This is a genomic window from Janthinobacterium sp. 344 (assembly GCF_900112025.1).
GTDB lineage: Bacteria > Pseudomonadota > Gammaproteobacteria > Burkholderiales > Burkholderiaceae_D > Janthinobacterium.
Map to the genome: position 1 here is coordinate 240,479 of NZ_FOKL01000009.1, position 25,795 is coordinate 266,273.

The following is a 25,795-nucleotide window of genomic DNA, read 5'->3' on the forward strand; positions in this document are numbered from 1 at the left end:
CAGCCGCCCTACAAGCCCTGCTCTTGGGTTGGCCTTACAAGCCCAGCTCCTGCCAGATGCCATCCACCTTGGCCTTCACTTCCGGCGTCATGGCGATCGTCGTGCCCCACTCGCGCGTCGTTTCGCCCGGCCATTTATTCGTCGCGTCGATGCCCATCTTGCTGCCCAGGCCGCTAACGGGCGAGGCGAAGTCCAGGTAGTCGATCGGCGTGTTGTCGACCAGGGTGGTGTCGCGGATGGGGTCGACGCGCGTGGTGATGGCCCAGATGACCTCTTTCCAGTCGCGGATATTCACGTCTTCGTCGACGACGACGATGAACTTGGTATACATGAACTGGCGCAGGAAGCTCCACACGCCGAACATCACGCGCTTGGCGTGGCCCGCGTACTGCTTCTTGATCTGCACCACGGCCATGCGGTAGCTGCAGCCTTCGGGCGGCAGATAGAAATCCGTGATTTCGCTGAACTGCTTTTGCAGCAGCGGCACGAACACCTCGTTCAGGGCCAGGCCCAGCACGGCCGGCTCGTCCGGCGGTTTGCCTGTATACGTGGAGTGGTAGATCGGGTCGCGGCGCATGGTGATGCGGTCGATGGTGAAGACCGGGAAACTGTCCTGCTCATTATAGTAGCCCGTGTGGTCGCCATACGGCCCTTCCAGCGCGTGCTCGTAGCCGCTCGGATGGTTTTCGTCCGGGTAGATATGCCCTTCGAGCACGATCTCGGCCGATGCGGGCACGCGCAGTTCACTGCCGATGGCTTTCACCAGCTCCGTGCGGCTGCCGCGCAGCAAGCCGGCGAACTGGTATTCGGACAGGCTGTCCGGCACCGGCGTGACGGCGCCTAATATAGTAGCGGGATCGGCGCCCAGCGCGACGGCGATCGGATACGGCTTGCCCTTGCTCTGGATCGCGTGCTCGCGGAAGTCCAGCGCCCCGCCACGATGGGCCAGCCAGCGCATGATGACCTTGTTGCGCCCCAGCACCTGCTGGCGGTAGATGCCCAGGTTTTGCCGCTTCTTGTTCGGTCCCTTGGTGATCACCAGGCCCCAGGTGATCAGGGGGGCGACGTCGCCGGGCCAGCAATGCTGGATGGGCAGGCGCGCCAGGTCGACGTCATTGCCTTCCCAGACGATTTCCTGGCACTTGGCGCCGCGCAATTCCTTCGGCGACATGTCCCACACGGATTTCACCAAGGAACCAAGGCCCAGCAGATCCTTGAAATCCTTCGGCGGTTCCGGTTCCTTCAGACGCGCCAGCACATGGCCGATCTTGCGCAGCTCGCTGACGTCTTCCGCGCCCATGCCCAGCGCCACGCGGCGCGTGGTGCCGAACAGATTGCCCAGCACCGGCATCGCATGACCCGTCGGATTGTTGAACAGCAAGGCCGGTCCGCCCGCGCGCAAGGTGCGGTCGCACACCTCCGTCATCTCCAAATATGGTGAAACAGGCGTCGAAATGGGCTTAAGTTCACCCATTTGTTGCAGTTGAGAAATAAAATCTCGCAAATCTGAATATTTCATGTGTTTTTAATTTTTTTTGACGTCGGACGCCGTTGCTGAAGGATCTATGCCAAGTAATTGATTTTATTGGCTTTTGGCACAATGCAAGTCAAAAAGTAAGACATAAAAGTAATAAAGAATCGATTCGTTAGTATTGACTTGATATAAAACGGCTTCTACAATTCGCCCAACTTGAAAGAGGACGCCGGCCCAAGGCTTGATTTTAGCGTCTCTCTCTCATTCACGGAGTCGGGGCTCCACATGACATTTTAAGGAGTGTTTTCAAAAGGCGTCTGCCTTACCCCCGGTAAAAGTTGTATTGCGACTGATCCAATACCAATGTGGACCGATCAGCTCAAGCAAGCAATGACGGCGTTTCTCGCACGCATCCATACGCGGCGGAAACGATGATATTTCTGATGCACGGCATTGGCAGTACCCACGACACCGCGAGACCGCGGAGGGGCTGCCTGTTGACGCGACATTTCGGGGAACTCTATGACTCATCGTAGCACCGAAGCAGCCTTGCCTGCTTCAACCGTGGCTGGCCAGCCAGCGTTGGCGCGTTTGCGCGCCCGCGCACAAGCCATTTCAGCTCGTGGCGTATTAACCACGGCGCAACATACTCTGACCGTGTTTGGCATTTCCGCCCTGGCACTGATTGCCTTGCTGATGTTCCGCCCTGAACTGGGCAAGCAACTGACGCACAGCCTGTTCCCGCTGCCGATGGCAGAGGCGCAGGCCGTCGAGGCACCGGCCCTGTCGGCACTGATGGAAGCACCTGCTTCCGTGCAGACGGCCGCCGTCAACGAGGCACCGCTGACCAAGGAAGAAAAAGCCTTGCTGGGCACAAAGAAGCAGCAGCAATGGGTGACCGACTGGCTCTCCAAGCGCTACCGCGTGGCCAATGACGCGACCAATATGCTGGTCTCGACGGCTTACCTGACGGCACGTGAAATCAAGCTGGACCCGCTGCTGATCCTGGCCGTGATGGCCATCGAATCGGGCCTGAATCCGTTCGCGGAAAGCCCGGTCGGCGCGCAAGGCCTGATGCAGGTCATGTCGAAGATCCACCACGAGCGCTTCCAGGAAATGGGCGGCGTGCAAGCGGCCTTGAATCCGGTGGCCAACATCCGTGTCGGCTCCTTGATCCTGAAAGACTATGTGACGCGTGGCGGTTCCGTCGAAGCGGGCCTGAAAACCTATGTGGGCGCCGCCAACTTCGCCACCGACTCGGGCTACGGCTCGCGCGTGCTGGCCGAATACCGGCGCCTGAAGCAAGTGTCGGCCGGCCAGCGCGTGCCGACCAGCACGCCGGTGATGGCATCGAACACGCCGGCGCCAGTCAAGGCGCCTGCAGCGGAAAGCGGCAACATTACCATCAAGATCGCACCGCATAACGAGATCGCGGGCCTCTGATCCCCCTGCACCCCTTTAAAAGCCCTTGCAGGGGCATCCAAAGAAAAAGCCACCGGCACTTGCGTGCGGTGGCTTTTTCTTTGCCCTGCGGCATCAGCCGCAGGATTTCCTACTACTTTGCCCTGCAGCATCAGCCGCAGGATCTCCTGCTAATTACTTGCGCTTGCCGGCGTTGACTTCTTCCTCGCGGAATTTCACTGCCAGCTTGTCAAGCACGCCATTCACATACTTGTGGCCGTCGATGCCGCCAAACGACTTGGCCAGCTCGACCGCTTCGTTGATGACGACGCGGTACGGGATTTCCATGTTGTTCTTCAGCTCGAATGCGCCGATCAGCAGGATGCCGTGTTCGATGGGCGACAGTTCTGCGATATTGCGGTCGATCAAGGGTGCCATGCTGTCGCGCAGCGCCAGCGAATCCTTGATGGCGCCGTACAGCAGCACGGTGAAATGATCGCCATCGGCCTTGTCGAAACCGTGCGCGGCGCGAATATTGTTCACCACGGTGGTCGCATCTTCATTGTTCAGCAGCCACTGGTACAAGCCCTGCAGCGCAAACTCGCGCGCGCGGTGACGCGGCGTGCGGTTTTTGCTGGGGTTGGCGAGCAAATTTTTCTCAGTCATGATTGTTACCTGTTCTTAAGTACGTGTTCACTACAAATTCCGGCGAGACAGCACGGCGCGCTTTTCAACGCGCCGCAGCCAACCGCGTGTCAGAACGTTCGAGAAAATGCTCAGAGCAAGGCGCGAGCCCGAATGTACGGCGAGGGCTCGCAACGCAGCTATGGGCGTTTTATCGGACGTTCACTACACGGCTAGTCCTCCTCGGATTCTTGCAACTCTTCTAGCGCTTGCGCCAGATTAGCCATTTCCACTGCCACGCGTGCCGCTTCGGCTCCCTTGACCAGCATGCGCACTTCCGCCTGCTCGTCGTTTTCCGTCGTCAACACTGCGTTGGCGATGGGGATGCCGTAATCGAGACCGACGCGCGTGATGCCCGCGCCCGATTCGTTCGATACCAGCTCGAAGTGGTAGGTTTCACCGCGAATCACGGCGCCCAGTGCGATCAGGGCGTCGAATTGCTCGGTTTCCGCCATTTTTTGCAGAATCAGTGGGATTTCCAGGGCGCCCGGCACGGTCACGTGCAGGATATCTTCATCGGCCACGCCCAGCTTGCTCAACTCTTCCAGGCATGCCGACAGCAAGCCACCACCGACGATTTCATTGAATCGTGCCTGGACGATACCGACGCGCAAACCTTCGCCGGCAAAATTGGTTTCATAGGTTCCTACGGTCATCATATGCCTCTTTAATCTGGTGGTTCAGGGCGACATGCACATGCCGCCATCATTTACTCTCACATCGACGCCTGACAAAATCATAGCGAGCGGCAGTGATTTGTGGCCGAGAAGCGCAACTGTACGAAGGTACAGTGAGCATCGCAGGCCGCAAATCGCGCCGCGCAGTAGATTTAGCCAGGCGTCTGGCCTGGGTGGCACTGAAAACCCGTGACTTCCAGGTCGAAACCGACCATCGACGGCATCTTGCGGGGGCTGGCCAGCAATTGCATCTTGCTCACGCCCAGGTCGCGCAGGATCTGCGCGCCGATGCCGTAGCTGCGCAAATCCATGCTGGCGGCGCGGCCTTTCGGCTTGGCTTGCGGCGTATCGAGCGCGGCGAACTGGGCAAACAGCTCGCTCGAGGTCTCGCCGCAGTTCAGCAAGACCATCACGCCCCGCTCGGCCTGCTTGATGGCGGCCATCGAGGCAGCCACCGTCCACGAGTGGGTGGTCGCTTCGCTTTCCAGCACGTCCAGCAGGGAAACGGGCTGGTGCACGCGCACCAGCGCTTCCAAGCCAGGGGCCAGGTCGCCGTGCACGAGGGCCAGGTGGGCCGACGCGCTGGGCTTGTCGCGGAAGGCGATCAGGCGGAATTCGCCGTGCGCCGTGTGCAGGGTACGCTCGGCAACGCGCTCGACCAGCGATTCCGTCTGGCTGCGGTAATGGATCAGGTCGGCAATGGTGCCGATTTTCAGGCCATGTTGTTCGGCAAATACCAGCAAGTCCGGCAGGCGCGCCATGGTGCCGTCGTCCTTCATGATTTCGCAAATCACGGAGGCGGGCGTCAGGCCGGCCATGGCCGTCAGGTCGCAGCCGGCTTCCGTATGGCCTGCGCGCATCAGCACGCCGCCCTTTTGCGCTTTCAGCGGGAAGATATGGCCAGGCTGGACGATATCGCTGGGCTGCGTGCCCTTGGCCACGGCCACCTGGATGGTCTTGGCGCGGTCGGCGGCGGAAATGCCCGTGGTCACGCCTTCAGCCGCTTCGATGGACACGGTGAAATTGGTGCCATAGGCGGTACCGTTGCGCGAGGTCATCATCGACAGGTTCAACTCGTCGCAACGCTCTTCCGTCAGGGTCAGGCAGACCAGGCCACGCGCATGCGTGATCATGAAATTGATGGCTTCAGGCGTGACGAAATCGGCGGCAAGCACCAGATCGCCTTCATTTTCCCGGTCTTCTTCATCGACCAGTATCACCATGCGGCCGGCGCGCAACTCAGCGACGATCTCTTCGGTGCTTGAAATAGACATCATTGATCCTTTAATGAAACTGAAAAAGCTGCTGTGTATCTTCCGCGGCATTTCCGGGAATTTACATATAACCTGCTATTTTAAAGGATTTAGCGCTTGCAGACCTGAAATAAGACAGTCTGACAACGGCGAGAATGGCAGTACCTGCCCTGGCAGCCTTGAAAAGTGCCGATTCCCCGATCCAGCGCAAACGGCGACGGCAAAACGCGCGCCGCCAGCGTTGCGAAGAGCATAAGATCACCGGGTCAGCACGCTGACTATCGCGCGCACCCCGCGGATCCCGCCGCAGCGGGCGCTTTCTTATGTTTCGCATTATCCCCACACAGGAGCGGCAGCATGAAAACCAACGGATCGGCCATCTGGTCAGGCGGCATCAAGGATGGCAAGGGCGCCATCAGCACCCGCAGCGGCGCCTTGCAGGACTACCCCTACGGCTTTGCCAGCCGTTTCGAAGGCAAGCCGGGCACCAATCCCGAGGAGCTGATCGGCGCGGCCCACGCGGGCTGCTTCACCATGGCCCTGTCGCTGATCCTCGGCGAAGCGGGCCTGACGGCGGAAAAGATGGAGACCACGGCGGAAGTGACCCTGGACAAGGTCGACGACGGCTTTGCCATCACGGCCGTCCATCTGATCCTGAAAGCCAGGATACCCGGCGCCGACCAGGCCAAATTCGCGGAGTTGACGGGCAAGGCCAAGGCGGGCTGCCCCGTGTCGAAATTACTAAAAGCCAACATTACCCTGGATGCCACACTGCTGTCCTAAACTCCTCCGCCCTGGATCTTGTTCACGGGCTTGACGGGCTCCACGGGGGCGACCGGCGTCACCAGCGGCTTCTGCACGTCGCTGGCGGACAATTGCCGGTTCATCAAGCCCGGGTTCAAGGCCGCATTATTCAGGTTATACGCGGCGATGGCCGCCGCCACGGACGGGTCTTGCGATGACGGTGGCGGCACGGCCATGCCCGCGTTTTGCGCGGCCAGTGCTTGCGCCTGCGCATTTTGCTGTGCCAGCTGGGACTGCGCCGTCGCCGCCAGACCCTGATCGGCTTGCAACTGCTCCGTGCGCGCCAGCGACTGCGTGCGCTCGGCAGCCGCCTGCGCGGCCAGTTGCGCATCACTGGCGGCCAGCTGCGCCCGCGCCGCCTCGTCGGCCGCCACTTGCGCCTGCTCCTGCAGCTGTGACTGCTGCAACTGCGCTTGCCGCAATTGTTCCTGGCGCAGATCCTCCACGCGCGCCGTATCTTGCTGTCGGGCCTGGAGATCACCGTCGATACGCTCGGTATCGACGCGCTGGGCGTCGATGCGCACACTGTCGGTGCGCTGCGCCGGCAGCCGGTCCTGGCCGCTATCGGCCTGCAGCGCCTGCTGCCGCAGCAACTCGGCATTGCTTTGCTGGGCTTGCTGGGCTTGCTGGGCTTGCTGGGATTGCTGGGCTTGCTGGGCTTGCTGGGCTTGCTGGGCCTGCTGGGTTTGCTGGGCTTGCTGGGCTTGCTGGGCTTGCTGGGCTTGCTGGGTTTGCTGGGTTTGCAAGGCGCTTGCCTGGTCCAGCGGGTCGCGGGCGGCTGTCGCGGGCGGCTGTCCGGCGGCATCTTGCGCCGCCTGGCGCACCTCCTGCAAGTCCTGGCTCAGCTCTTCCGTTTCCATCTGTTGCCGCACTTCCAGCTGCCGCTGCCCCAATGCATCGAGTGGCGCTTGAGCCGACGCATTCGCTGGCGTTGCGGTCGACGCCGCCGGCCCCGCGGCAACGGCGCTGGCCGCCACGCTTTCTCCGTTCAGATCGGCTTCCACGACGGAGGCGACGGGGGCGCCTTGCCGCTGGGCCAGCACGGCGCCCACTTGCGCCAGCACGTCCGTCCCCTGCTGCAAGGCATCCAGCGTGGCCGTACGGTCGGCCGCATAGGCCGCCTGCAAGGTGGCCGCATCCACGTCTTCATTGCGCAAGTCGATGCCGATGCGCGCCAGGCCCGCCTGCGTGAGCAGCTTGCCGTCTTGCGCCAGCGCCGCTGCCGCATCCGTCGTGCCGTCGCCCGACAGCAAGTCGTAGCGCTGCGCCAGGCTGCCCGGCGTATCGCCGGCCGTCGCCAGTTGGCTCGCGTCGATGCCGCTCGTTTGCAGCTGCGCAAACGATTCCGTCAGCTGCCGCGCCAGCGCCAGCAAGTCATCGTTGACATTCACGGGGGTAGTCGCCGCGCCGGCCTGCTCCGTGGCGCCCTGCAAGGCCAGCAATTGCCGGCGCGACAAGGCCACGCCAGAGAGAAACTGGCCCAACGGCGAAATATCGACCTGGGTGGAAGCGAGGATGGCATTGACGGCCGCCGCGCCGGGGGCGGGCACAGCCGCAGCTGGCGCCAGCGGGGCCGTTTCGCCCACACGTGGCGTGGCCGGGATGATATTAGGCAGGGTGGCGCGCGAAATCGGGTCCATGGCAATCCTTCACTGCGGAAAGCTTCATAGTATGCGCGCCTGCGGGAAAAGCAACACACGCTTGGCGCCAGCTTGCAGCGCCAGGCCAGAACCGGCCAAGGCTGGCCTGGGCTGGCCTGGGCTGGCGGCCCCTGCACCTTGCATGCAGGGGCCGGCTGCTTACGCTTTTTTATCCAGGGACAACATGCGCTCGACATAGCGCGCGATCAGGTCGATCTCCAGGTTCACCTTGCCGTCGACCGTCAAATGTTTCAACGTCGTCATGGCAATCGTGTGCGGAATCAGGTTGATCGAGAAACGGCAGCCATTGATGGCGCCGTCACCGAGGTCTTCCACGCGGTTGACGGTCAGGGACACGCCGTTGACGACGACGGAACCTTTGAACGCCAGGTATTTCGCCAGCGCATGCGGCGCTTCGATGACCAGTTCCCACGACTCGCCCACGGCTTCGAACTTGCGCACGATGCCCAGGCCGTCGACGTGGCCGGACACCAGGTGGCCGCCCAGGCGCTCGGCCAGGGTCAGGGCTTTTTCCAGGTTCACTTCCGTGGTGGTATCGAGGCCCACGGTGCAATTGAGACTTTCGCGCGAGACGTCGACGGCAAAGCCCGTCTCCGACTTTTCCACCACGGTCATGCAGGCGCCATTGATGGCGATCGAGTCGCCCAGGGCCACGTCGGCCAGCGGCAAGCCGCCCGCGTGGATGGTCAGGCGCACGCCTGCGTCGAGGCCGCCTTCAAGCGGTTGGACGGTTTCAATCTTGCCAATGGCGGCAACAATTCCTGTAAACATGGAGCTATACCTATAAAAAATGAATGAATGTATGCGTTGCGTATGCGTTGCGATTAGTTGCGATTAGTTGCGCTGGGTGAACCTTGCAAGGATACGCAAATCTTCGCCCACTTGCTGAACCTGGTGAAATTGCAGGGTCCGTTGCTGCTTCAGGTCCGTCAAGGCGGGCAAGGCAAACATGCCTTGCGCGTCGCCCAGCAAGGTGGGCGCCAGGTACAGCAGCAATTCGTCGACGCAGCCTTCGCGGATCAGCGAACCGTTCAGCTTGGAACCGGCCTCGACATGGACTTCATTGATTTGCCGGCGCCCCAGTTCCAGCATCAGCGCGGCCAGGTCGACCTTGCCGGCCGCGTTCGGCAGCATGATGATTTCCGCGCCCAGGGCGCGCAGCTGCGCCTCCTTTTCGGGATGGGCGACGGCCGCCACGATCCACGTGCCGCCGCCGGCAAGGATGCGCGCGTCAAGGCTGATGTCGAGCCGGCTGTCGATGACGATGCGCCGGGGCTGGCGCGGCGTATCGACGGCCCGCACGTTCAATTGCGGATCGTCCGCCTTGACGGTGCCGATGCCCGTCAGGATGGCGCAGGCGCGCGCGCGCCAGGCATGGCCGTCGGCGCGCGCTTGCGGCCCCGTGATCCATTGGCTCTGGCCATTGTGCAAGGCGGTCATGCCATCGAGGCTGGCCGCCGTTTTCATGCGCACCCACGGCTTGCCACGCTGCATGCGCGAGAAAAAGCCGATATTCATTTCATGGGCCTCGTCCGCCAGCACGCCCGTGGTGACGGCGATGCCGGCCGCCTCCAGCTTGGCCAGTCCCTGCCCCGCCACCAAGGGGTTGGGGTCCGTCATGGCGGCCACGACACGCCCGAGGCCGGCGCGCACCAGCGCATCCGAGCACGGCGGCGTGCGGCCATGGTGGTTGCACGGCTCCAGGGTGACATAGGCCGTGGCGCCGCGCACGTCATTGCCGCGCGCCGCCGCATTGGCCAGCGCTTGCACCTCGGCATGATCCTGTCCCGCCGCCTGCGTCACGCCGGCGCCGATCACCTGGCCATCCTTGACGATCACGCAGCCGATGCGGGGATTCGGCGAGGTCGTATACAAACCGCGCGCCGCCCATTCCAGTGCCAGGCGCATGCCATCGATATCGTTGAGTATTTCCACGGGCTACTTTGCTTGAAAGAGGTAAAGAATGAGTGAATCTTGTCAGGAACTGTCGGCCACGCCGCTGCAATTGGCCGCCTGCTGCTGCGGGTCGCACACGCGCACCCTGCCCAGCATATTGATTTTAATATGCCGCCGCTGTTTCCCCAATATCAGCGACAAGGTACCCCAGCGTGCCGCCAGACTGTTGGTGGCACTGCAACTGCGTCCCGCGCCATTGTAGGCGATATACAAGGGGGGCGTGGCGGAGGAAAAGGCGAACTGCACAGTGAAGCCCGCCGCCAGCGGGCCCTGCCGGAACAGCAGTTCGTCGTCGCCATCGAAAACCAGGTTGACATTGCGGTCGATGAAGGCCAGCCAGCCCGTGCGCCAGTCCATGCCACCGGGCCCGGCCGGCATCAACAGCACGCGCTGGCCCCGCGCCATCGCCTGCGCCCGCGTCAACTCGATGGCGGAAAACAGGTCCGTGGCCGCCGCGCGCACCTGTTGACGGGCCAGCACCTGCTGCAGGCTGGGCAAGGCCGCCGCCATCAGCAGCGCCGCGATCGACAAGACGGCCAGCAGTTCCAGCAGGGTATGGCCGGTACGGCATGGCCGCCGGCGTGCCTGCGCGCCGCCGCCATGACCGCGCGCAGGCCGGCGCCATGCACGCTTCCAGAGCGGGCCGGTCCAATCATGGCAGTGGCAGCAGCCATCGCTGTCATGAGGATCATGGCCAAGTCCAGCCATCATGGCCAGCAGTGGCTGGCTGGCCCGCTGCTGCCGCGCTGGCCCGTGCTGCTCAAGGACAAGGTGCCGCACGCGGCATCGTGAAACTGCGCATCCACCTTGGCGGTGCCCGGCGTGGCGCGCAGCAGCACGCACTGTGCCAGCGTCGATTCCGCACAGGCGAGCGCCTCGATTTCATAGGCGCTGCCGGCCGCGCTACTGGCAGGGCCGTCGCCGGACCACCACGGAAATTGCTGCGCCAGCAAAGTAGGCGAGGCCGATGAAAACGCCAGATACTGGTTGTTTTGCGTGTAATAGCGCTCCTCTTGCTGCATCAGACGCAGCAGTGCCGCTTGCCCCTGCACCCGCTTGGCCCGCACGACATGGCCTTGATACGCGGGCATGACCAGCGCCAGCAACACGCCCACGATCACCAGCGCGGCCAGCAGTTCGATCAGGCTGAAGCCCGCGCGCAGCATACTGCCCTGCACCTTGCGCGCCAGCGACGATGGCAAGGCAAGCTGCCGTCGACTGATGCCGTGCTGGCTCCGCTGGCCTGAGCGCAGGCTGGCACGACCTTGACATACGGCGGTCCCGCTGCGCCTTGCTGCCATTTCCATGCCCGCTCCCATCTCCCGGACTACCCGATATCGTTGCCGCTCAGTTGGCACGCAGTTGCCGCGCAGTTAGCACGCAATGACCGCGCAGTTAGCGCTTAATTGCCGCCTAATTGCCGCCGAATTGCGACCTAATTGCGACCTAATCGCGGCCTAATTGCCGCTGAATAGGCGCTGAATAGGCCCTTACTGACCGGCCACTTGCGGACTGCCTGCCGTTTGGCGATCCATCACCTTCCCTCGCATGCCATTCACGGCACTTTTTTCTCGGCAGCTTCGTGCAACTCCCTCCAGTTCGCCACTTCGCGCCAGCTGATGCGTCGCGCCGGCAATGCCGCACTGACCACCTTGACGGCATTGATTACCCCGCTCGTCTCGTTCACCGTGCCTGGCAAGCCGGGTTGCAGCACGGCCAGCTGCTTGCGCCCTTCGGCACGCCCCGCCGCCGTGACGGCGCCGACACTGCTGCCCACTTCCAGCACCAGCGGCGGCGCGCGCGCCAGGCCGTCGAACACACTTCCCGTGACCGCTCCCGGCTGCACCAGGCCCGCGCCATCGGCGGCAAAGCCACTCAGCACATCGAGCGCATACAGGCGCGTGGCTGGCCGGGCGCACGCGTCGCGCCCCGGCAGGACGGTATTGAACAGCACCTTGCCGCCCGCCAGCACGGGGCTATGCACGCTGCGCTCGCCCGTTTGCGCGGCATGGATGAAATCGACGTACCAGCCATGCCTGGCGTCGTCGCCCGTGTAGCGCAACGCGGCGCCATCGACGCTCATGCCGCCTGGCGCCTCGGCCAGGTGGCGCGGTTCCAGGTCGGCGCGGCTGCGCGTGGCGGACTGTTCCTGCAAGTCATCGTGAACGGCATACAAGGCCTGCGACAGGAAGGCGCCTGGCCAGGCATCCGCGGCCTCGACCAGCTTGCCCGTGCCAAACAGCAACAGATAACCGCCGCCCGGCGCATGCGCCACCTTGATTTGCTGGGTCACGGGCTGGCGGCGCCCCTGCGCATCGCGCGCGACAAAGACCAGCTTGCGCACCACGCCATCGTTCCACGGCGGCCCGCCAGCCATCCTGAAACGCCAGATATTGCCCTGCAAATCGCCCGCGTACAGGACGGCCAGCGCGCCATCCTCCCCCGGCACCAGCGCGGGCGGTCCCAGCGCATGGGAGACAGCCACCGCCGCAGCGTCCGCGCCGGCATCATGGCCGGCATCGCCGCCGCCGGCCACGGGGACTTTCAAGCGGAAGTAATTGCTGCCCAACAGCCACGGCGTGTCAGGCGGCCTGTCCAGCGCCAGCAGGAAGACGGCGGCGCTGGAAGCGGGTGCCGTCGTTTCCTTGCCATCATCCACGTGGTTGTTGTAGCCACTGCCGACCACGACAAAGTCACGGTAAGCCAGCGCGCCCTCCTTGCCGCCCATGTTGATGCGGGCAAAGCCCGGCGGCCCGCGCACATTGCCGATGAGCTTGTCGTCGCGGTCCGTAAATTCCCACAGTGCGCCGTCCTGCGCGAAGCGGGCCGGGTCGGTGATATCGAGCGCGAATACGCCCTGTGCCCCGCCGCCCATGCCCGACGCCAGCACCGTCTTCCAGCGCCCCAGCGCCAGCACTTCCGCCGTGGCGGCGGCGCCGTCCAGCACGGGACCCGGGCTGTAGTGAGTGCTCGCCGTGGCGGCAGCAGCGCCCAGCAGCGCTTGCGGCAGATAGGCAAACCATTCCTTGCCCGTGCGCGCATCGAAGGCATGCAGCAAACCATCATTGGCGCCCAGATACAGCATTTTGCGCCGCTGCAGCAACATCTGGCGGTGCACGCCATAGCCAGGCCCGGACATGCCCAGCCCCGGCGCGCCCACATGGACCAGATTGCCATGCGGCGCGGCGCCCAGGCTGCCAGAACGGCGCCGCAAAAAGCCGCCCGGCTGGCCCACCTCATGGCTTCGATTTCCCAGTACATAATCGAGGCGCTGCTCCCCCTGGCCGCCGCTACCGCCGTCGAACAGCGCGCGCTGCTCTGCATCGAGTTGTTTCCACGCCAGCGGCGTCAATGCGCCCTGACCATCGAGCGTATATACGGGGCGCAAGGCTGCCGGCGCGTCGCCCGGCCCCGCATCATTTCGCTCGCCCGTCCGCCACAAAGTCTTGCCCGCCGCCAGGGCGCCGTCGCTACCCAGCGCGAAGGCGCTGCGCGACACGCTCATGCCGCCATCCGCCAGGCGCAGCTGCGTCTGAAACCAGTATGCTTCTTCCGCGCCGCCGGCCAGCGCCATCAGCGACGGACCAGCCAGCGCCGCTACGCCAGTACCCTTGTCGGCCGCCACGAACGCGGCGCGCAGGCCGGCGATGAGGGCGGCAGGATCGCTGCCCGGCAAGTAATGCTCCGGCCAGCGTCCGCCACGCCACTCCGCGTTCGCGTCGCCCGTGCCACTCTTGTACGGATTGGCATCGCCATTCGTATCGGCAAAGCCGCCATACTTGGCCGCCAGCAGCAGGGGCGTGGAGAGCGGCGCGGCAGCAGGATCGCCGGGGCGCAAGTCGCCCGCATAATGCTGCAGCAGCGGCTCAAACGTTGCCGCGACGGCGCCGCCTGCCTTGCCGCCAGGGCGCAGCGCCTTGACATGCGACCAGTACGCCAAGCCCGCCGCATGATAGCTGGCACCACCCGCGCCATCGGCCAGCGCCTCCAGCCCCGCCAGTTCAGGCTGCGGCGCGGGATTGCCCTGCCCGCCTTCGCTTTCCAGCTTGCCCACCGCACGGGTCCAGGCCATCGCGTCCAGCGCCGGCGAGGAAAAAGTGTCCGCGGCGCGCGCAATGTCAGCGCCCCCGGCGGAGCCGGTATGCACGGGGACATTGCCAGGCACGTAACGGTCGCCCGCCATGCCAGCGTCGCCCACGGTGACGACGACGTGGCGCTGGCAACTGGCCAGCTGCGGATCGCTCCATGGGCTCACGACGGGCCAGCCGTCATCGACAGCGGGCGGTGGCATGGCCGCTGGCAACACGGCGCTGGCTTGCCGGCCCTGCAGGTAGCGCAAGGATTCGTATAGCAGTTCGGCCAGCGGCGCCACCGCCGCGTACGCTCCAGGGCGTTCGGCATGGCTGCGGCCCAGGCCATTGATGTAAGCGGTCACTCCACCGCCATGCTCCGCGTACATGCCGTTGGCGGCATACCACTCGGCGTCAGCATTGTCTTGCGGCAGGAAATCGGGCGCCAGCCAGCGCTGCCGTCCCACATGCGCCAGCGGTGCGCGCAGCACGCCGCCATACACGGGACCGGCGCTGGACGGCGCGGCGTTCAGGTGGCCGAAGACCCCCACGCGCACCCTGCCGTCATGGCGCTGGATCGCCCCCACCGGCTTGTAGTTCTTGCCATAGGCCATGCACAAGTCGGCGCGCACCGGTCCCTCGTCTGCATCGCAGACGCGCACGCGCGCCAGGAACACGCCATGCTTGCCGGCGGCACCGGGCGCCTCGCAGCTGGCGTCGAGGGGCAAGCTGCCATCACCAAACAGCAGGCGGTTGCGGCAAGAAACGATGGCCAGTTGCGCCAGGCTGAATGGTGTCGCGGCCGCCACGCCTTCGTGCAGGACCTTGCGCGGAAAATACACGGGATGCGAGAAAAAATCGGGGCCGCCCCCGCCATCGGGCAGATAGGCGCGCTGCAGCACCGTCTTGCGCACCTCGTCGATGACCCGCTCGCCCCCCGTCAAGGCATAGCGGACGATATCGAGCATGCTGGCGCTGGCCCAGTTCAGAAAATTGCCGCTGAAACTGTCGCCGCCGCAGCCGTGCAGTGCGTCAGCCCGCTTCGACACGGAGAAGTAAGCGGTCGCTACGCGCAAGTCCGGCAGCATGACGCCATCCTTGCTGCGATATGGATAGCTGTAGCACATGCGCGCATGAAAGTAGCCGGCGTAGTCGCGCTGCGGCGCATAGTCGCCGCCATGGGCCGCAGCGGCGGCCGCATGCGTGAGCGACAGATTGAGCAGCAGGTTCGGCGGCACTCTCGCGCCATACAGGCCCACGTCGGCGCGCGCCAAATCCACTGCGGGCGTGGCGGCTGCGGCGGCAATGGCAGCGCCGCAGCCCAGGCAAGCCGCCAGTGCCAGGCATGCGCGGCCGGCGCCCCGCCAGACGAAGCGGCGCGCCGTCATGGCACCGCCCCCGCAGCCTGCTTGCGGTAGTAACTTTGCAGTACGACTTGCGTGCTGTCCTGCGCGCCAAAACCGATGGCCGTGATGCGGTACACATAATTTTCCGTGCCCAGGCTGCCAGCCGCCGCCCCCGCCTCTTCGCCGGGCGGGTGAAACGGCAGCAGTTCGATGATGTAGCGGGGCCGGCGCGATGGCAGGAAACCCTGCCCCGTCTGCATGAGCGCGCCCGTAAACTGTCCATATGGCACCGAACGGCTGGCGCCGCTTCCACTGGCCGCGCCGGCGGCATCCAGTTCCATGCTCAACCACAGCGCCGGCGCGCCTGGGGCCGCGGGCAGGCACAAGCCCAGCTCGCCACCCGCACCAAGCCCATCGCCGCAGCCGGCCGCAAATCCCGCCGCACTGCCGGGGGCGAACAGGCCGCTGCGCCCCGGCGCGCCGGGCAAGCCTTCGATATCGTTCTGCGCATCCATCAATGCCTCCTCCGCCGCCTGGAACGCGACATGCCGGTCACGCCCGCCACGCGCCGCCTTTTCACCCTGCAAGGCCATCTGCGCGGCCGACACGCCCAGCAGCAAGATGACGATCAGCAGGCACAGCACATACACGAGGGTGGCACCGCCCTCGCGCCGCGGCCCGGCATGATGGCTGGCCATGGCGCGCATCCCCTATCCCGGCCCGTTGCGCAGCAGGATGCTGGTCTGGACGACGTGCCGTCGTCGTCCCTGCTGCGCGGCCGGAAAGGCCGTGCGCAGGATATGCACACCGGGATCATTGGCGCCGGACGTCTGGGTATAGTCCTTGCCAAACAGGTCGAACTGCGCCGGCCCCATGTCCTCGAACTTGGCCGCCGCGCCCGTCTCGCCATGCAGCAGCAGGGCCACGCGCACGCCGGCGATGCGTTTCCAGTGCGTGCGGCGGTGCAAGTCGCGCTGGCGTTCCGCTGCCGTTTCCCCTGCCAGCAGCAGCGCCGCGTCGGCGGCGTCAAGCAGCGTGGCGTTGACATACTGGTTCGCCACCCCATCGGGCGGCGTATCCGTATCGAGGCCGTACAGCACCTGAAAGCCATCCACGCCGCGGATGATGGCGTCCGCGCCCCAGCCATTCGCGCCGCGGTATTTGCAGCGCAGTTCCCCGTCGCCATCGGCGCCTTGCGCAACATAAAAAATGCTCCAGCCCCGCTGCGCCTCCGACTGCGCGGCGCCCACGCCGAAGCCGGCGCAGTTAAGGATGGAACCGTCGCCACCCTCGTTCGCGCCGGCGCCGTCATAGCGCAAGGCCAGCACGTCGCTGCCGTGCATGGCATCGGCCAGTGGCTGGCTGATGCCCTCGCTATTCTTGCCCAGGCCGTGCGCGTCGAGGCCGGCGATGTTCGCGCTGTCGTGGTCGGCCTGGAACAGCGGCGCGGCGCTGCTGTCCCAGTTCACGTACGCCGTCTGGCGCACGGCCCGGGCGATGGTGTCGAGCGCATAGCGGCCGTTGTCGTCCAGGCGCGCGCCGGCGGACTGGCCGGCGTAACTGCCGCTGGCCGCCAGCAGCACGGCGCTGGCCGCGAGCATCAGCATGGCGCCCAGGGACAAGGCCAGCAGCAGTTCGACCAGGCTCATGCCGCGACGACGTGCGATTCTCATGCCCCGCTTCCCCCCAGCTGCAACACCACCCTGGGCAGCGACTCGCCCGCCCCATTCACGGCCGCCTGGCCATCGGGCTGGCGGCCGCGCCAGCCCAGCTTGATGACGACGGGGGCGCCCTTGCCGCCGCTGCAGCTCCAGTGCCAGCCTTGCGCCGCGCCGTCCCACGCTTGCGCGTCGCGGCAGACCTGCACGCGCGCGCCGGGCAAGGCGGCATGCAGCTGCTGCTTCCACTCGGCGATATCGAATTGCGCCAGCTGCGCCGCACTGCAGGCGGCAATGCCGAAACAGGCCACCGCGCCGCCGCCAGGCGCGGCGCCATCCGCCGGTGCCACATAGGACACGCCAAGATAGGGATTGCCCGCATCGGGGCCATACATGAGTGCGCTATTCGCGCGCATGCGTTCGGCCATGCCGGCGGCCAGTTGCGTCCCCGCCGACAGAAGCGCCGATTCATGGCGCGCGCGCAGGGAGGTCAGTTGCAGGATGCTGGCGCCCAGCAGGCCCAGCGCCAACAGCAGCAGCGACACCAGTACCTCGACCAGGCTGCTGCCACCGGGCAAACGATAGGCGCGACCGCCGTTGCGCATGAGGTGCTCCCTTCCGCGGAAAGAGTCGCAGGAACCGGCGGCCCAGCTACAAGATAGGCGCGCTAGCGCACTCCGGTCTGCGCGAGCGCAAACAGTCCGGCGATAAGCAGCAAAGAACGGCGCTGGAATTGATCAGGCGGCTTGCCAGGCGAACGCTGGCGTGGTGAGCGGGAACGGGGGAAAACGGGAAACGGAAAACGGAAAACGGGCCGATCAAACGCGCCGTAACGCGGTGGACGCTCCGCCCCGTTACGGCAGAAGCGTCAGGGCTTGCGGGCCTGCCCCACTTCGGCAATCGCATCCTGGAATTCGGCCAGGTCTTCGAAATTCTTGTACACGGACGCGAAGCGGATATACGCGATCTTGTCGAGGCGCTTGAGTTCCTGCATGACGAGCTCGCCGATATAGCCGGAATCGACTTCGCGCAAGCCGCTGGTCAGCAGTTTTTCCTGGATGGAGGCGATGGCCGTATCCACGGAGGCGGCCGCGACGGGGCGCTTGCGCAAGGCCAGCATCAGACTGCCGCGCAACTTATCCGCAGCGAACTCCGTCCGGCTGCCATTCTTTTTGACGACGGCCGGCATGATAAGTTCAATGCGCTCGTAGGTGGTGAAACGCTTGTCGCATTTGCCGCAGCGGCGGCGCCGACGGATGGCATCCCCTTCCTCCGATACGCGCGTATCGAGAACCTGGGTGTCGCCGTGCTGGCAAAATGGACATTTCATGGGGCGGGACAGCTTTATAGTAGTTAATGACGGAAAATCGCCGCCCTTGTACAAAGGGCGCCCGAATCACTCCGGACGCCCTTGGGCAGAACTGGAATGTGTCAGACAGAATCTTACTCTGTATGACACATTCTGGACAGTCTCTTAAGCAGCGTACACAGGGTGCGCATCGGCCAGCACTTTTACGGCCGCCTTGACGCGCTCGATGGTGGCGGCGTCATGCGGATTGTCCAGCACGTCGGCGATCAGGTTGCCCACTTCTTCCGCTTGCGCTTCCTTGAAACCGCGCGTCGTCATCGCCGGGCTGCCCAGGCGGATGCCCGAGGTGACGAATGGCTTTTGCGGGTCGTTCGGGATGCCGTTCTTGTTGCAGGTGATGTGCGCGGAACCGAGGATGGCTTCGGCTTCCTTGCCCGTCAGGTTCTTGGCGCGCAGGTCGACCAGCATGACGTGCGACTCGGTGCCGCCGGACACGATGCGCAGGCCGCGCTTGATCAGGGTCTTCGCCAGCACGTCGGCGTTCTTGATCACTTGCTTCTGGTATTCGACGAACTCAGGGCTCAGCGCTTCCTTGAAGGCGACGGCCTTGCCGGCGATCACGTGCATCAGCGGGCCGCCCTGGATGCCAGGGAAGATGGCCGAGTTGATGGCTTTTTCGTGCTCGGCCTTCATCAGGATGATGCCGCCGCGCGGGCCGCGCAGCGATTTGTGCGTGGTCGAGGTGACGAAGTCGGCGAACGGCACCGGGTTCGGGTACAGGCCGGCCGCGATCAGGCCCGCGTAGTGGGCCATGTCCACCATGAAGTAGGCGCCCACTTCCTTGGCGATCTTGCTGAAGCGTTCGAAGTCGATCTTTTTCGAGAACGCGGACGCGCCGGCGATGATCAGCTTTGGCTTGCGCTCGCGGGCCAGGCGTTCCATGGCGTCGTAGTCGATGTCTTCTTCCGCCGTCAAGCCATACGAGACCACGTCGAACCACTTGCCGGACATGTTCAGCGGCATGCCGTGGGTCAGGTGGCCGCCTTCGGCCAGCGACATGCCCATGATCAGATCGCCCGGTTTCAGCATGGCGAAGAACACGCCCTGGTTCGCCTGCGAACCGGAGTTCGGCTGCACGTTCGCGCATTCGGCGCCGAACAGCTGTTTCACGCGGTCGATGGCCAGTTGCTCGGCGACGTCGACGTATTCGCAGCCGCCGTAGTAGCGCTTGCCTGGATAGCCTTCGGCATATTTATTCGTCAGCTGCGAGCCTTGCGCTTCCATTACGGCTGGCGACGTGTAGTTCTCCGACGCGATCAGTTCAATGTGGTCGTGCTGGCGCGTATTTTCTTTTTGAATGACGGCGAACAGTTCCGGATCGACGTTGGCGAGGTTGTGATCTTTTGCAAACATGTAAAAACTCCAAGTATGAGGGTGCTTGTACTGGCAGGTTGGATCGAATGAGGGGAGCCGGCGTTAAGTGAATAACAACATTGGACAGGCAGCCTCTTCGTGCTTTTCCATAGTGGCTACCCAGGCGAACGGCTGATGAAAAATCTCACGTTTCCCGGTGGATGCCCACCTTTCGCCGGTTTGCCGATCGCCATTCAGGCTGATCGCCGACTTTTCGCCAGTCACGTGAGACGTAATGGAAATCAAATTGTAAGTTAAGTGCCCAAATTGAGCAAGGAATGCAACGGTGCGGCTATAATCGCCGCGCGCCGCAACGGCCCGGGCGCGCCCCGGGCGCGGGCGCCAGTTCTTAAGCTGAACTTAAACCTGGCCAGGGCGTGTAAGCGTATGTTACGAAGCTTGCCATTGCGCACCCCGGATCTACAATGCTGCGGTGCAACTTGCATGCTGCTTTTACATGGCTTTCCAGCAAGCGCCCACAGTCACAACAAGAAAAATCGCGTAAAATGTTGCTCAATCTCACTACTGGCGCAATAAACATGCCTTCAGTCTTTACCTGGAACGTACGTGTCTACTATGAAGACACCGACGCCGGCGGCATCGTCTATTACGCAAACTACCTGAAATTCTTCGAGCGCGCGCGCACCGAATGGCTGCGCGCCATCGACGTGGGCCAGCAGGAATTGCTGGAACAGCACGACGCGATGTTCGTTGTCAAAAGCGTCAACGCCGACTATCATGCGCCAGCCAGGCTCGATGACACGTTAAGATTAACCCTGAGCATAGAAAAAATGGGGCGCGCCTCCATCGTTTTCCTGCAACAAGCCTGGTGCGGCGACAGCCTGCTCAACACGGCCCGCGTCAAGATCGGCTGCGTCGATTCGGCACTGCGCCCGCGCGCCGTGCCCGATGCCGTGGCGGCCCGCATGCGCGCCGCCTGAGCCCCACCCGCCACCCCGGACAATTCACCCAACAGACTGCCTGCCAATGAACGTTACACAAGATCTTTCTTTCCTCGCGCTCATCACCAATGCCCACCTGATCGTGCAATTGATCATGGCCCTGTTGCTGCTGATTTCCCTGACCAGCTGGACCTATATTTTCCGCAAGATGTTTGCCGTGCGCCAGGCGCGCAAGCAGACCATCGAATTTGAACGTAGCTTCTGGGCCGGCGGCAACCTGCATGCGCTGCACCAGAGCGCCAGCGGCAACCGCGACCAGAGCGGCGCGCTGGCCCGCATCTTCGACGCCGGCATGGGCGAATTCATCAAGGGCAAGGCGTCCTACGGTTCGCGCGAAGCGCTGGACGTCGGTGCCGTGCTCGACGGTGCCCGCCGCGCCATGCGCGCCGCCTTCCAGCGCGAAATGGACGCGCTCGAATCGCACCTGGCCTTCCTCGCTTCCGTCGGCTCCGTCTCGCCGTACATCGGCTTGCTGGGTACCGTATGGGGCATCATGAACGCCTTCCGCGGCCTGGCCAACGTGCAGCAAGCCACCCTGGCCGCCGTCGCGCCCGGTATTGCCGAAGCGCTGATCGCCACCGCCATCGGCCTGTTCGCGGCGATTCCCGCCGTCGTCGCCTACAACCGTTTTTCGCACGACATCGACCGCCTGGCGATCCGCTTCGAGAGCTTCGTCGAGGAATTCTCGAACATCTTGCAGCGCCAGTCGCGCTAAGAGGGAGCACTGCCCATGGGTTCCTCATTCAATAGTGGCGGCATGCGCGGTGGCCGCGGCCGCAAGTTCAAGTCGGAAATCAACGTCGTGCCATACATCGACGTGATGCTGGTGCTGCTGATCATTTTCATGGTGATGCCGTCGTCGAACAATCCCAGCGTGGTGAACCTGCCCAACGCGGAAAAGTCGGCGAAACCGCCCGACGACTATATTCAGATCGTGCTGAAACCGAATGGTTCGCTGTCGATCGGCCTGATTGGCAAGGAACAGCTGGCGCCGGAAACGGAGCCGAACCGCGACGCCCTGCTGCGCAAGCTGCGCGGCTTGCATGAAACCAATCCGGAGTATCCCGTGATGATCGCGGGCGACAAGGACAGCAAATACGACGACGTGATCCAGCTGATTTCGGAAGCGAAGAAGATGGGCATCACCCGCGTTGGCCTGGCCACCAAGTAAGCGCAGCACCCCGACTCCAGACTTGACCGTTTTTAGATAGACTAGACTTTGCAGACCAAACAAATCGACCATGTACTCGGCAAGCCCTACAGCGTGCCGCGCGAACGCAGCCGCTGGCCCTCGCTGGGCCTGGCGCTGGCGATGCACCTTGGCCTGCTGTTTTTCCTGTGGGTGGGCGTACACTGGCAAAGTACGGAGCCGGTCGCCGTGGAAGCGGAAGTGTGGGACATGCAGGTGCAGACGGCCGCGCCGGCGCCCGAAGTGACTACCGAGCCGGAACCCACCCCGGCGCCGCCGCCGGAGCCGGTAGTGGAGCAGCCCGCCCCGCCGCCACCGCCGCCCGTGGCGGCGCCCGAGCCGAAGGTCGACCTGCGCGAAGCGGAAATCGCCCTCGCACGCAAGAAGGCCAAGCTGAAGGAAGAAAAAGACAAGGCCGCGGCGGAAGAGCGCCGCAAGCAGGAACAGAAGGAACGCGAGGAAGAAAAGCGCGAACTGGAAAAACAGAAGCAGAAAGAGAAAGACAAGGCCGAGAAGCTGGAAAAAGAGAAGGCTGACAAGCTGGAAAAAGCCAAGCTGGCCAAGGAAAAAGAGAAAGCGGAAGAAAAAGCCGAGAAGGAACTGGCGGACAAGAAAGCCGCGGCGGAAAAAGCCGCCAAGGCGAAGAAAGCGGCGGAAGAGAAAAAAGCCGCCGACAAGGCACGCGCCGCCGAAATGAGCCGCATCACGGGCGCCGTCGGCACGGGTACGACGGGCACGGCCGCGAAAGCGACCGCGCCACGCAAGGACAGCGGCTATGTCGCTGCCCTGACGAGCAAGATCAAGGGCAACCTCGCGTATAGCGGCAGCACGGACGTGCCGGGCAACCCGCGCGCCGTGTTCAAGATCGAGCAATTGCCAACTGGGGAAATTATTTCGGTCCGAAAGATAAAAAGTAGCGGACTGCCGGCGTATGACAGCGCGGTGGAAAACGCCATTAATAAATCGTCGCCACTGCCGAAGAAAAAAGACGGCACTGTGGAACGCGAGATTGAACTCATATTCGAGATGAAGGATTTGCCTAAATGATGACCATGAAAAAAATGAGCTATGTCGTGCTCTGCGCCAGCCTGATGCTGGGCGCAGCCGGCGCCCAGGCGCAGCTGCGCGTGGAAATTACCGGTATCGGCAGCAACCAGATTCCTGTCGCCATCGCCAACTTCGTCAATGAATCGGCGGCGCCGCAACCGCTGTCGTCCATCATCAAGGCCGACCTGACGCGCAGCGGCGTGTTCAAGCTGATCGATGCCGACACGGCCATCGCCGAAACGGCGCCCGTCAGCTACGACCAGTGGAAGTCGCGCGGCGCCGACGCGCTGGCGGCCGGCAGCGTGCAAACCATGGCCGACGGCCGCCTGGACGTGCGCTACAAGCTGTTCGACACCATCAAGGGCACGCAGCTGTCGAGCATGAACAATGCGGCCGCGCCGCAGTTCAACCGCCTGCTGGCGCACAAGATCGCCGATGACATCTATGAAAAGCTGACGGGCACCAAGGGCGCGTTTTCCACGCGCATCGCCTACGTCACGCAATCGGGCCGCGAATACCGCCTGGAAGTGGCCGACGCCGATGGCGAAGGCATCCAGGTGGCCCTGCGCTCGAACGAGCCGATCATTTCGCCCGCCTGGTCGCCAGACGGCACCAAGGTGGCGTATGTGTCGTTTGAAAAACGCAAGCCCATCGTCTACGTGCAAAACCTGGTGACGCGCCAGCGCACCATCGTATCGAACGAAAAAGGCAGCAATTCAGCGCCCAGCTGGAGCCCGGACGGCACGCGCCTGGCCGTGGCCCTGTCGCGCGACGGCCATACCCAGGTCTATATCATGAACGCCGATGGCGGTGGCTTGCGCCGCCTGACCACCAGCAGCGGCATCGATACGGAACCACAATTCTCGGCCGATGGCCAAAGCATCTACTTCACCAGCGATCGCAGCGGCGGACCACAAATCTACCGCATGCCCATCAATGGCGGCGAAGCCAAGCGCGTGACGTTTGGCGGCTCCTACAATACCAGCCCGCGGGTCTCCCCCGACGGGAAGACACTCGCTTATATTTCCCGTCGCGACGGCAATTTCCAGCTCTACGCGCTCGACCTGGCTAGTGGCCAGGACCTGCGCCTGTCGGACACCGCCAACGACGAATCACCGAGCTTCTCGCCCAACGGGAAATATATCATGTACGCGACCGAATCCGGACGACGCAAGTCGTTGGCGGTGGTTTCGGTGGATGGTCGCGTCAAGCAGCGTCTGACCACGCAAGCTGGCAATATCAAGGAGCCCACCTGGGGTCCTTTCATGAAGTAATGCAGTACGTTTTACCTTAACCACGACCCGGAGAATAAAAATGAGTAACTTTAAAAGTTTAGCTTTCATCGCAGCTACTGCAGCCCTGTTGTCGGCTTGCAGCACCCCTGTCAAACTGGCAGAAACCCCAGTCGTCGAGCGCGCTCCTGAAAAAACCGCGCCTCCAGCACCGGACACGCGCGCCGTCAACACCGTTGTCGCTGAAGTCGTCGATCCGCTGAACGATCCAAAAGGCGTGCTGGCCAACCGCAGCGTGTACTTCGATTTCGACAAATACGTCGTGCGTGAATCGGAAACGCCAGTGGTGCAAAACCACGCGGCCTACCTGGTGAAAACCCCATCGCGCAAAGTCATCATCCAAGGCAACACCGATGATCGCGGCGGCGCCGAGTACAACCTGGCCCTGGGCCAGAAACGTGCCGAAGCCGTGCGCAAGTCGATGGCTGCCCTGGGCGTGTCCGACAGCCAGATGGAAGCTGTGTCCTTCGGTAAAGAAAAGCCTAAGGCACAAGGCAACAACGAAGCAGCATGGGCAGAAAACCGCCGCGCTGACATCGTTTATTGATGTACAGCGGTAGGCGCGGCAAGATAGACGCTTACCTAACTGGCCAGTCATAGGCATAATAATGGGGCGCTGCGCGGATTACCGCCCGGCGCCCCGTTTGCATGTATGCGTAACTTTTGAAAGCCCGACTCATGATGACATTCTCGAAAGCCGGCCTCGCCGCCGCCCTGCTGGCCGCCTTCGCCGCCCTGCCCCTGCACGCCAACGCAGCCCTGTTCGACGACGACGAAGCACGCAAGGCCATCCTGGAGCTGCGCTCGAAAGTCGACGCGCTATCACGCGACATGAACAGCCGCATCGATACCAAGGCGGACAAGACCAGTACCCTCGCCATGCTCAACCAGCACGACCAGACCATGCAGGAAATCGCCCGCCTGCGCGGCCAGATCGAAGTGCTGGGCAATGACCTGGCCAATGTGCAAAAGCGCCAGAAAGATTTCTACACCGACCTCGACGCGCGCCTGCGCAAGCTCGAACCGCGCCAGGTCACCATCGACGGCCAGGAAGCGGCCGTCGGGGTGTCCGAGCAAAGTTCATATGAAGCGGCGCTGGCCCTGTTCAAATCGGGCGACTACAAGGGCGCCGCCACGGCGCTGGACGCCTTCGTCAAGCGCTACCCGGACTCGGCCTACGCGGCCAACGCGCAATACTGGCTGGGCAACGCGTATTACGCCCAGCGCGACTGCAAGAGCGCCATCAGCGCCCAGCAAGCCGTCGTGAAGAACTACCCGGACAGCCCGAAGGCGGCCGATGCCATGCTCAACATCGCCAGCTGCTACACGGAACTGAAAGACAAGGCCAATACCACCAAGACCCTGAACGCACTGATCGCGCGCTATCCGGACTCCAGCGCCGCGCAAACGGCCAAGGAACGGGCCGGTAAAAAGTAAAACCGGGGAAAAAGTTGCCCGTTAGGTTTGACAGAACCCCGGGCACCCCCTATAATCTTTCTTCTTCGGGTCGTTAGCTCAGCTGGTAGAGCAGCGGACTTTTAATCCGTTGGTCGCAGGTTCGAATCCCGCACGGCCTACCACGAATACGCAGTACTGATC

At 63.5% G+C, this 25,795-nt stretch carries 24 protein-coding genes, 1 tRNA gene and 1 riboswitch; of the genes, 10 read left to right on the forward strand and 15 right to left on the reverse strand.

Annotation, left to right across the window (positions count from 1 at the left end):
* Window positions 1-34 precede the first annotated feature (34 nt).
* Window positions 35-1,519 carry a 4-hydroxy-3-polyprenylbenzoate decarboxylase gene (gene ubiD, locus BM193_RS22760; protein WP_092800618.1) on the reverse strand — a complete coding sequence of 495 codons (1,485 nt, stop codon included), beginning with the start codon at window positions 1,517-1,519 and terminating at the stop codon, window positions 35-37.
* A 477-nt stretch (window positions 1,520-1,996) separates the two neighbouring features.
* Between ubiD and BM193_RS22765 the strand changes: the two genes are divergently transcribed.
* A complete protein-coding gene (locus BM193_RS22765) occupies window positions 1,997-2,917 on the forward strand; it encodes a lytic transglycosylase domain-containing protein (protein ID WP_175533391.1) in 921 nt (306 codons plus the stop codon).
* 153 nt (window positions 2,918-3,070) lie between these two features.
* Here the strand turns inward: BM193_RS22765 and nusB are convergent, their stop codons facing one another.
* The 3 genes from nusB to ribBA form a co-directional block, all read right to left on the reverse strand.
* On the reverse strand, window positions 3,071-3,541 hold the full coding sequence (nusB, locus tag BM193_RS22770; protein ID WP_092800611.1) for a transcription antitermination factor NusB: 471 nt from the start codon (window positions 3,539-3,541) through the stop codon (window positions 3,071-3,073).
* A 191-nt stretch (window positions 3,542-3,732) separates the two neighbouring features.
* Window positions 3,733-4,215 (reverse strand): 6,7-dimethyl-8-ribityllumazine synthase, encoded by a 483-nt coding sequence (ribH, locus tag BM193_RS22775; RefSeq protein ID WP_070219579.1) that lies wholly within the window; start codon window positions 4,213-4,215, stop codon window positions 3,733-3,735.
* 173 nt (window positions 4,216-4,388) lie between these two features.
* Window positions 4,389-5,510: a bifunctional 3,4-dihydroxy-2-butanone-4-phosphate synthase/GTP cyclohydrolase II gene (gene ribBA, locus BM193_RS22780; protein WP_092801153.1), complete on the reverse strand. Its 1,122-nt coding sequence runs from the start codon at window positions 5,508-5,510 to the stop codon at window positions 4,389-4,391.
* Between the two features lie 336 nt (window positions 5,511-5,846).
* Here ribBA and BM193_RS22785 point away from each other — a divergent pair, with 336 nt between their 5' ends.
* On the forward strand, window positions 5,847-6,272 hold the full coding sequence (locus BM193_RS22785) for an OsmC family protein (protein WP_092800608.1): 426 nt from the start codon (window positions 5,847-5,849) through the stop codon (window positions 6,270-6,272).
* Here the strand turns inward: BM193_RS22785 and BM193_RS28875 are convergent.
* From BM193_RS28875 to glyA, 11 genes are all read right to left on the reverse strand, one after another.
* Window positions 6,269-7,933 (reverse strand): hypothetical protein, encoded by a 1,665-nt coding sequence (locus tag BM193_RS28875; protein ID WP_092832517.1) that lies wholly within the window; start codon window positions 7,931-7,933, stop codon window positions 6,269-6,271. The genes BM193_RS22785 and BM193_RS28875 overlap by 4 nt on opposite strands.
* Window positions 7,934-8,092: 159 nt before the next feature.
* On the reverse strand, window positions 8,093-8,725 hold the full coding sequence (locus tag BM193_RS22795; protein WP_092800605.1) for a riboflavin synthase: 633 nt from the start codon (window positions 8,723-8,725) through the stop codon (window positions 8,093-8,095).
* 63 nt (window positions 8,726-8,788) lie between these two features.
* The gene (gene ribD, locus BM193_RS22800) at window positions 8,789-9,889 is read right to left on the reverse strand and encodes a bifunctional diaminohydroxyphosphoribosylaminopyrimidine deaminase/5-amino-6-(5-phosphoribosylamino)uracil reductase RibD (protein WP_092800602.1); all 1,101 of its coding nucleotides are present in this window, start codon (window positions 9,887-9,889) and stop codon (window positions 8,789-8,791) included.
* Window positions 9,890-9,931: 42 nt separating this feature from the next.
* Window positions 9,932-10,621, reverse strand: coding sequence for a GspH/FimT family pseudopilin (locus tag BM193_RS22805; protein WP_368087291.1), 690 nt, complete (start codon window positions 10,619-10,621; stop codon window positions 9,932-9,934).
* On the reverse strand, window positions 10,618-11,112 hold the full coding sequence (locus BM193_RS22810) for a type IV pilin protein (protein WP_368087095.1): 495 nt from the start codon (window positions 11,110-11,112) through the stop codon (window positions 10,618-10,620). Before BM193_RS22810 ends, BM193_RS22805 begins: the two co-directional genes overlap by 4 nt.
* A gap of 353 nt (window positions 11,113-11,465) precedes the next feature.
* Window positions 11,466-15,368 (reverse strand): pilus assembly protein, encoded by a 3,903-nt coding sequence (locus tag BM193_RS22815; protein ID WP_092800598.1) that lies wholly within the window; start codon window positions 15,366-15,368, stop codon window positions 11,466-11,468.
* A complete protein-coding gene (locus BM193_RS22820) occupies window positions 15,365-16,024 on the reverse strand; it encodes a pilus assembly PilX family protein (protein ID WP_254786377.1) in 660 nt (219 codons plus the stop codon). Before BM193_RS22820 ends, BM193_RS22815 begins: the two co-directional genes overlap by 4 nt.
* Window positions 16,025-16,036: 12 nt before the next feature.
* The gene (locus tag BM193_RS22825) at window positions 16,037-16,999 is read right to left on the reverse strand and encodes a PilW family protein (protein ID WP_092800592.1); all 963 of its coding nucleotides are present in this window, start codon (window positions 16,997-16,999) and stop codon (window positions 16,037-16,039) included.
* Window positions 16,996-17,589: a type IV pilus modification protein PilV gene (gene pilV / locus BM193_RS22830; RefSeq protein ID WP_092800589.1), complete on the reverse strand. Its 594-nt coding sequence runs from the start codon at window positions 17,587-17,589 to the stop codon at window positions 16,996-16,998. The genes BM193_RS22825 and pilV overlap by 4 nt, the downstream gene beginning before the upstream one ends.
* Before the next feature lie 263 nt (window positions 17,590-17,852).
* Window positions 17,853-18,314, reverse strand: coding sequence for a transcriptional regulator NrdR (gene nrdR / locus BM193_RS22835; RefSeq protein ID WP_034759169.1), 462 nt, complete (start codon window positions 18,312-18,314; stop codon window positions 17,853-17,855).
* Between the two features lie 144 nt (window positions 18,315-18,458).
* On the reverse strand, window positions 18,459-19,706 hold the full coding sequence (gene glyA, locus BM193_RS22840; protein ID WP_092800586.1) for a serine hydroxymethyltransferase: 1,248 nt from the start codon (window positions 19,704-19,706) through the stop codon (window positions 18,459-18,461).
* Between the two features lie 111 nt (window positions 19,707-19,817).
* Window positions 19,818-19,941, reverse strand: a riboswitch (ZMP/ZTP riboswitch).
* Window positions 19,942-20,245: 304 nt separating this feature from the next.
* On the opposite strand from glyA, the gene ybgC reads away from it, so the two are divergent.
* From ybgC to BM193_RS22880, 8 genes are all read left to right on the forward strand, one after another.
* Entirely contained in the window at window positions 20,246-20,647 is a 402-nt protein-coding gene (gene ybgC / locus BM193_RS22845) for a tol-pal system-associated acyl-CoA thioesterase (protein ID WP_092800583.1), read from the forward strand.
* Between the two features lie 46 nt (window positions 20,648-20,693).
* Entirely contained in the window at window positions 20,694-21,383 is a 690-nt protein-coding gene (gene tolQ, locus BM193_RS22850) for a protein TolQ (RefSeq protein ID WP_092800580.1), read from the forward strand.
* Between the two features lie 15 nt (window positions 21,384-21,398).
* Entirely contained in the window at window positions 21,399-21,839 is a 441-nt protein-coding gene (locus BM193_RS22855) for an ExbD/TolR family protein (protein WP_254786378.1), read from the forward strand.
* 48 nt (window positions 21,840-21,887) lie between these two features.
* On the forward strand, window positions 21,888-22,904 hold the full coding sequence (gene tolA / locus BM193_RS22860) for a cell envelope integrity protein TolA (protein ID WP_092800574.1): 1,017 nt from the start codon (window positions 21,888-21,890) through the stop codon (window positions 22,902-22,904).
* On the forward strand, window positions 22,901-24,178 hold the full coding sequence (gene tolB / locus BM193_RS22865; protein ID WP_092800571.1) for a Tol-Pal system beta propeller repeat protein TolB: 1,278 nt from the start codon (window positions 22,901-22,903) through the stop codon (window positions 24,176-24,178). The genes tolA and tolB overlap by 4 nt, the downstream gene beginning before the upstream one ends.
* Window positions 24,179-24,218: 40 nt before the next feature.
* Window positions 24,219-24,743, forward strand: coding sequence for a peptidoglycan-associated lipoprotein Pal (gene pal / locus BM193_RS22870; protein WP_092800568.1), 525 nt, complete (start codon window positions 24,219-24,221; stop codon window positions 24,741-24,743).
* A gap of 131 nt (window positions 24,744-24,874) precedes the next feature.
* Window positions 24,875-25,633, forward strand: a complete 759-nt coding sequence (ybgF, locus tag BM193_RS22875) for a tol-pal system protein YbgF (RefSeq protein ID WP_092800565.1) — start codon at window positions 24,875-24,877, stop codon at window positions 25,631-25,633.
* A 67-nt stretch (window positions 25,634-25,700) separates the two neighbouring features.
* Window positions 25,701-25,776 (forward strand) — tRNA-Lys (locus BM193_RS22880).
* The last annotated feature ends 19 nt before the right edge of the window (window positions 25,777-25,795 follow it).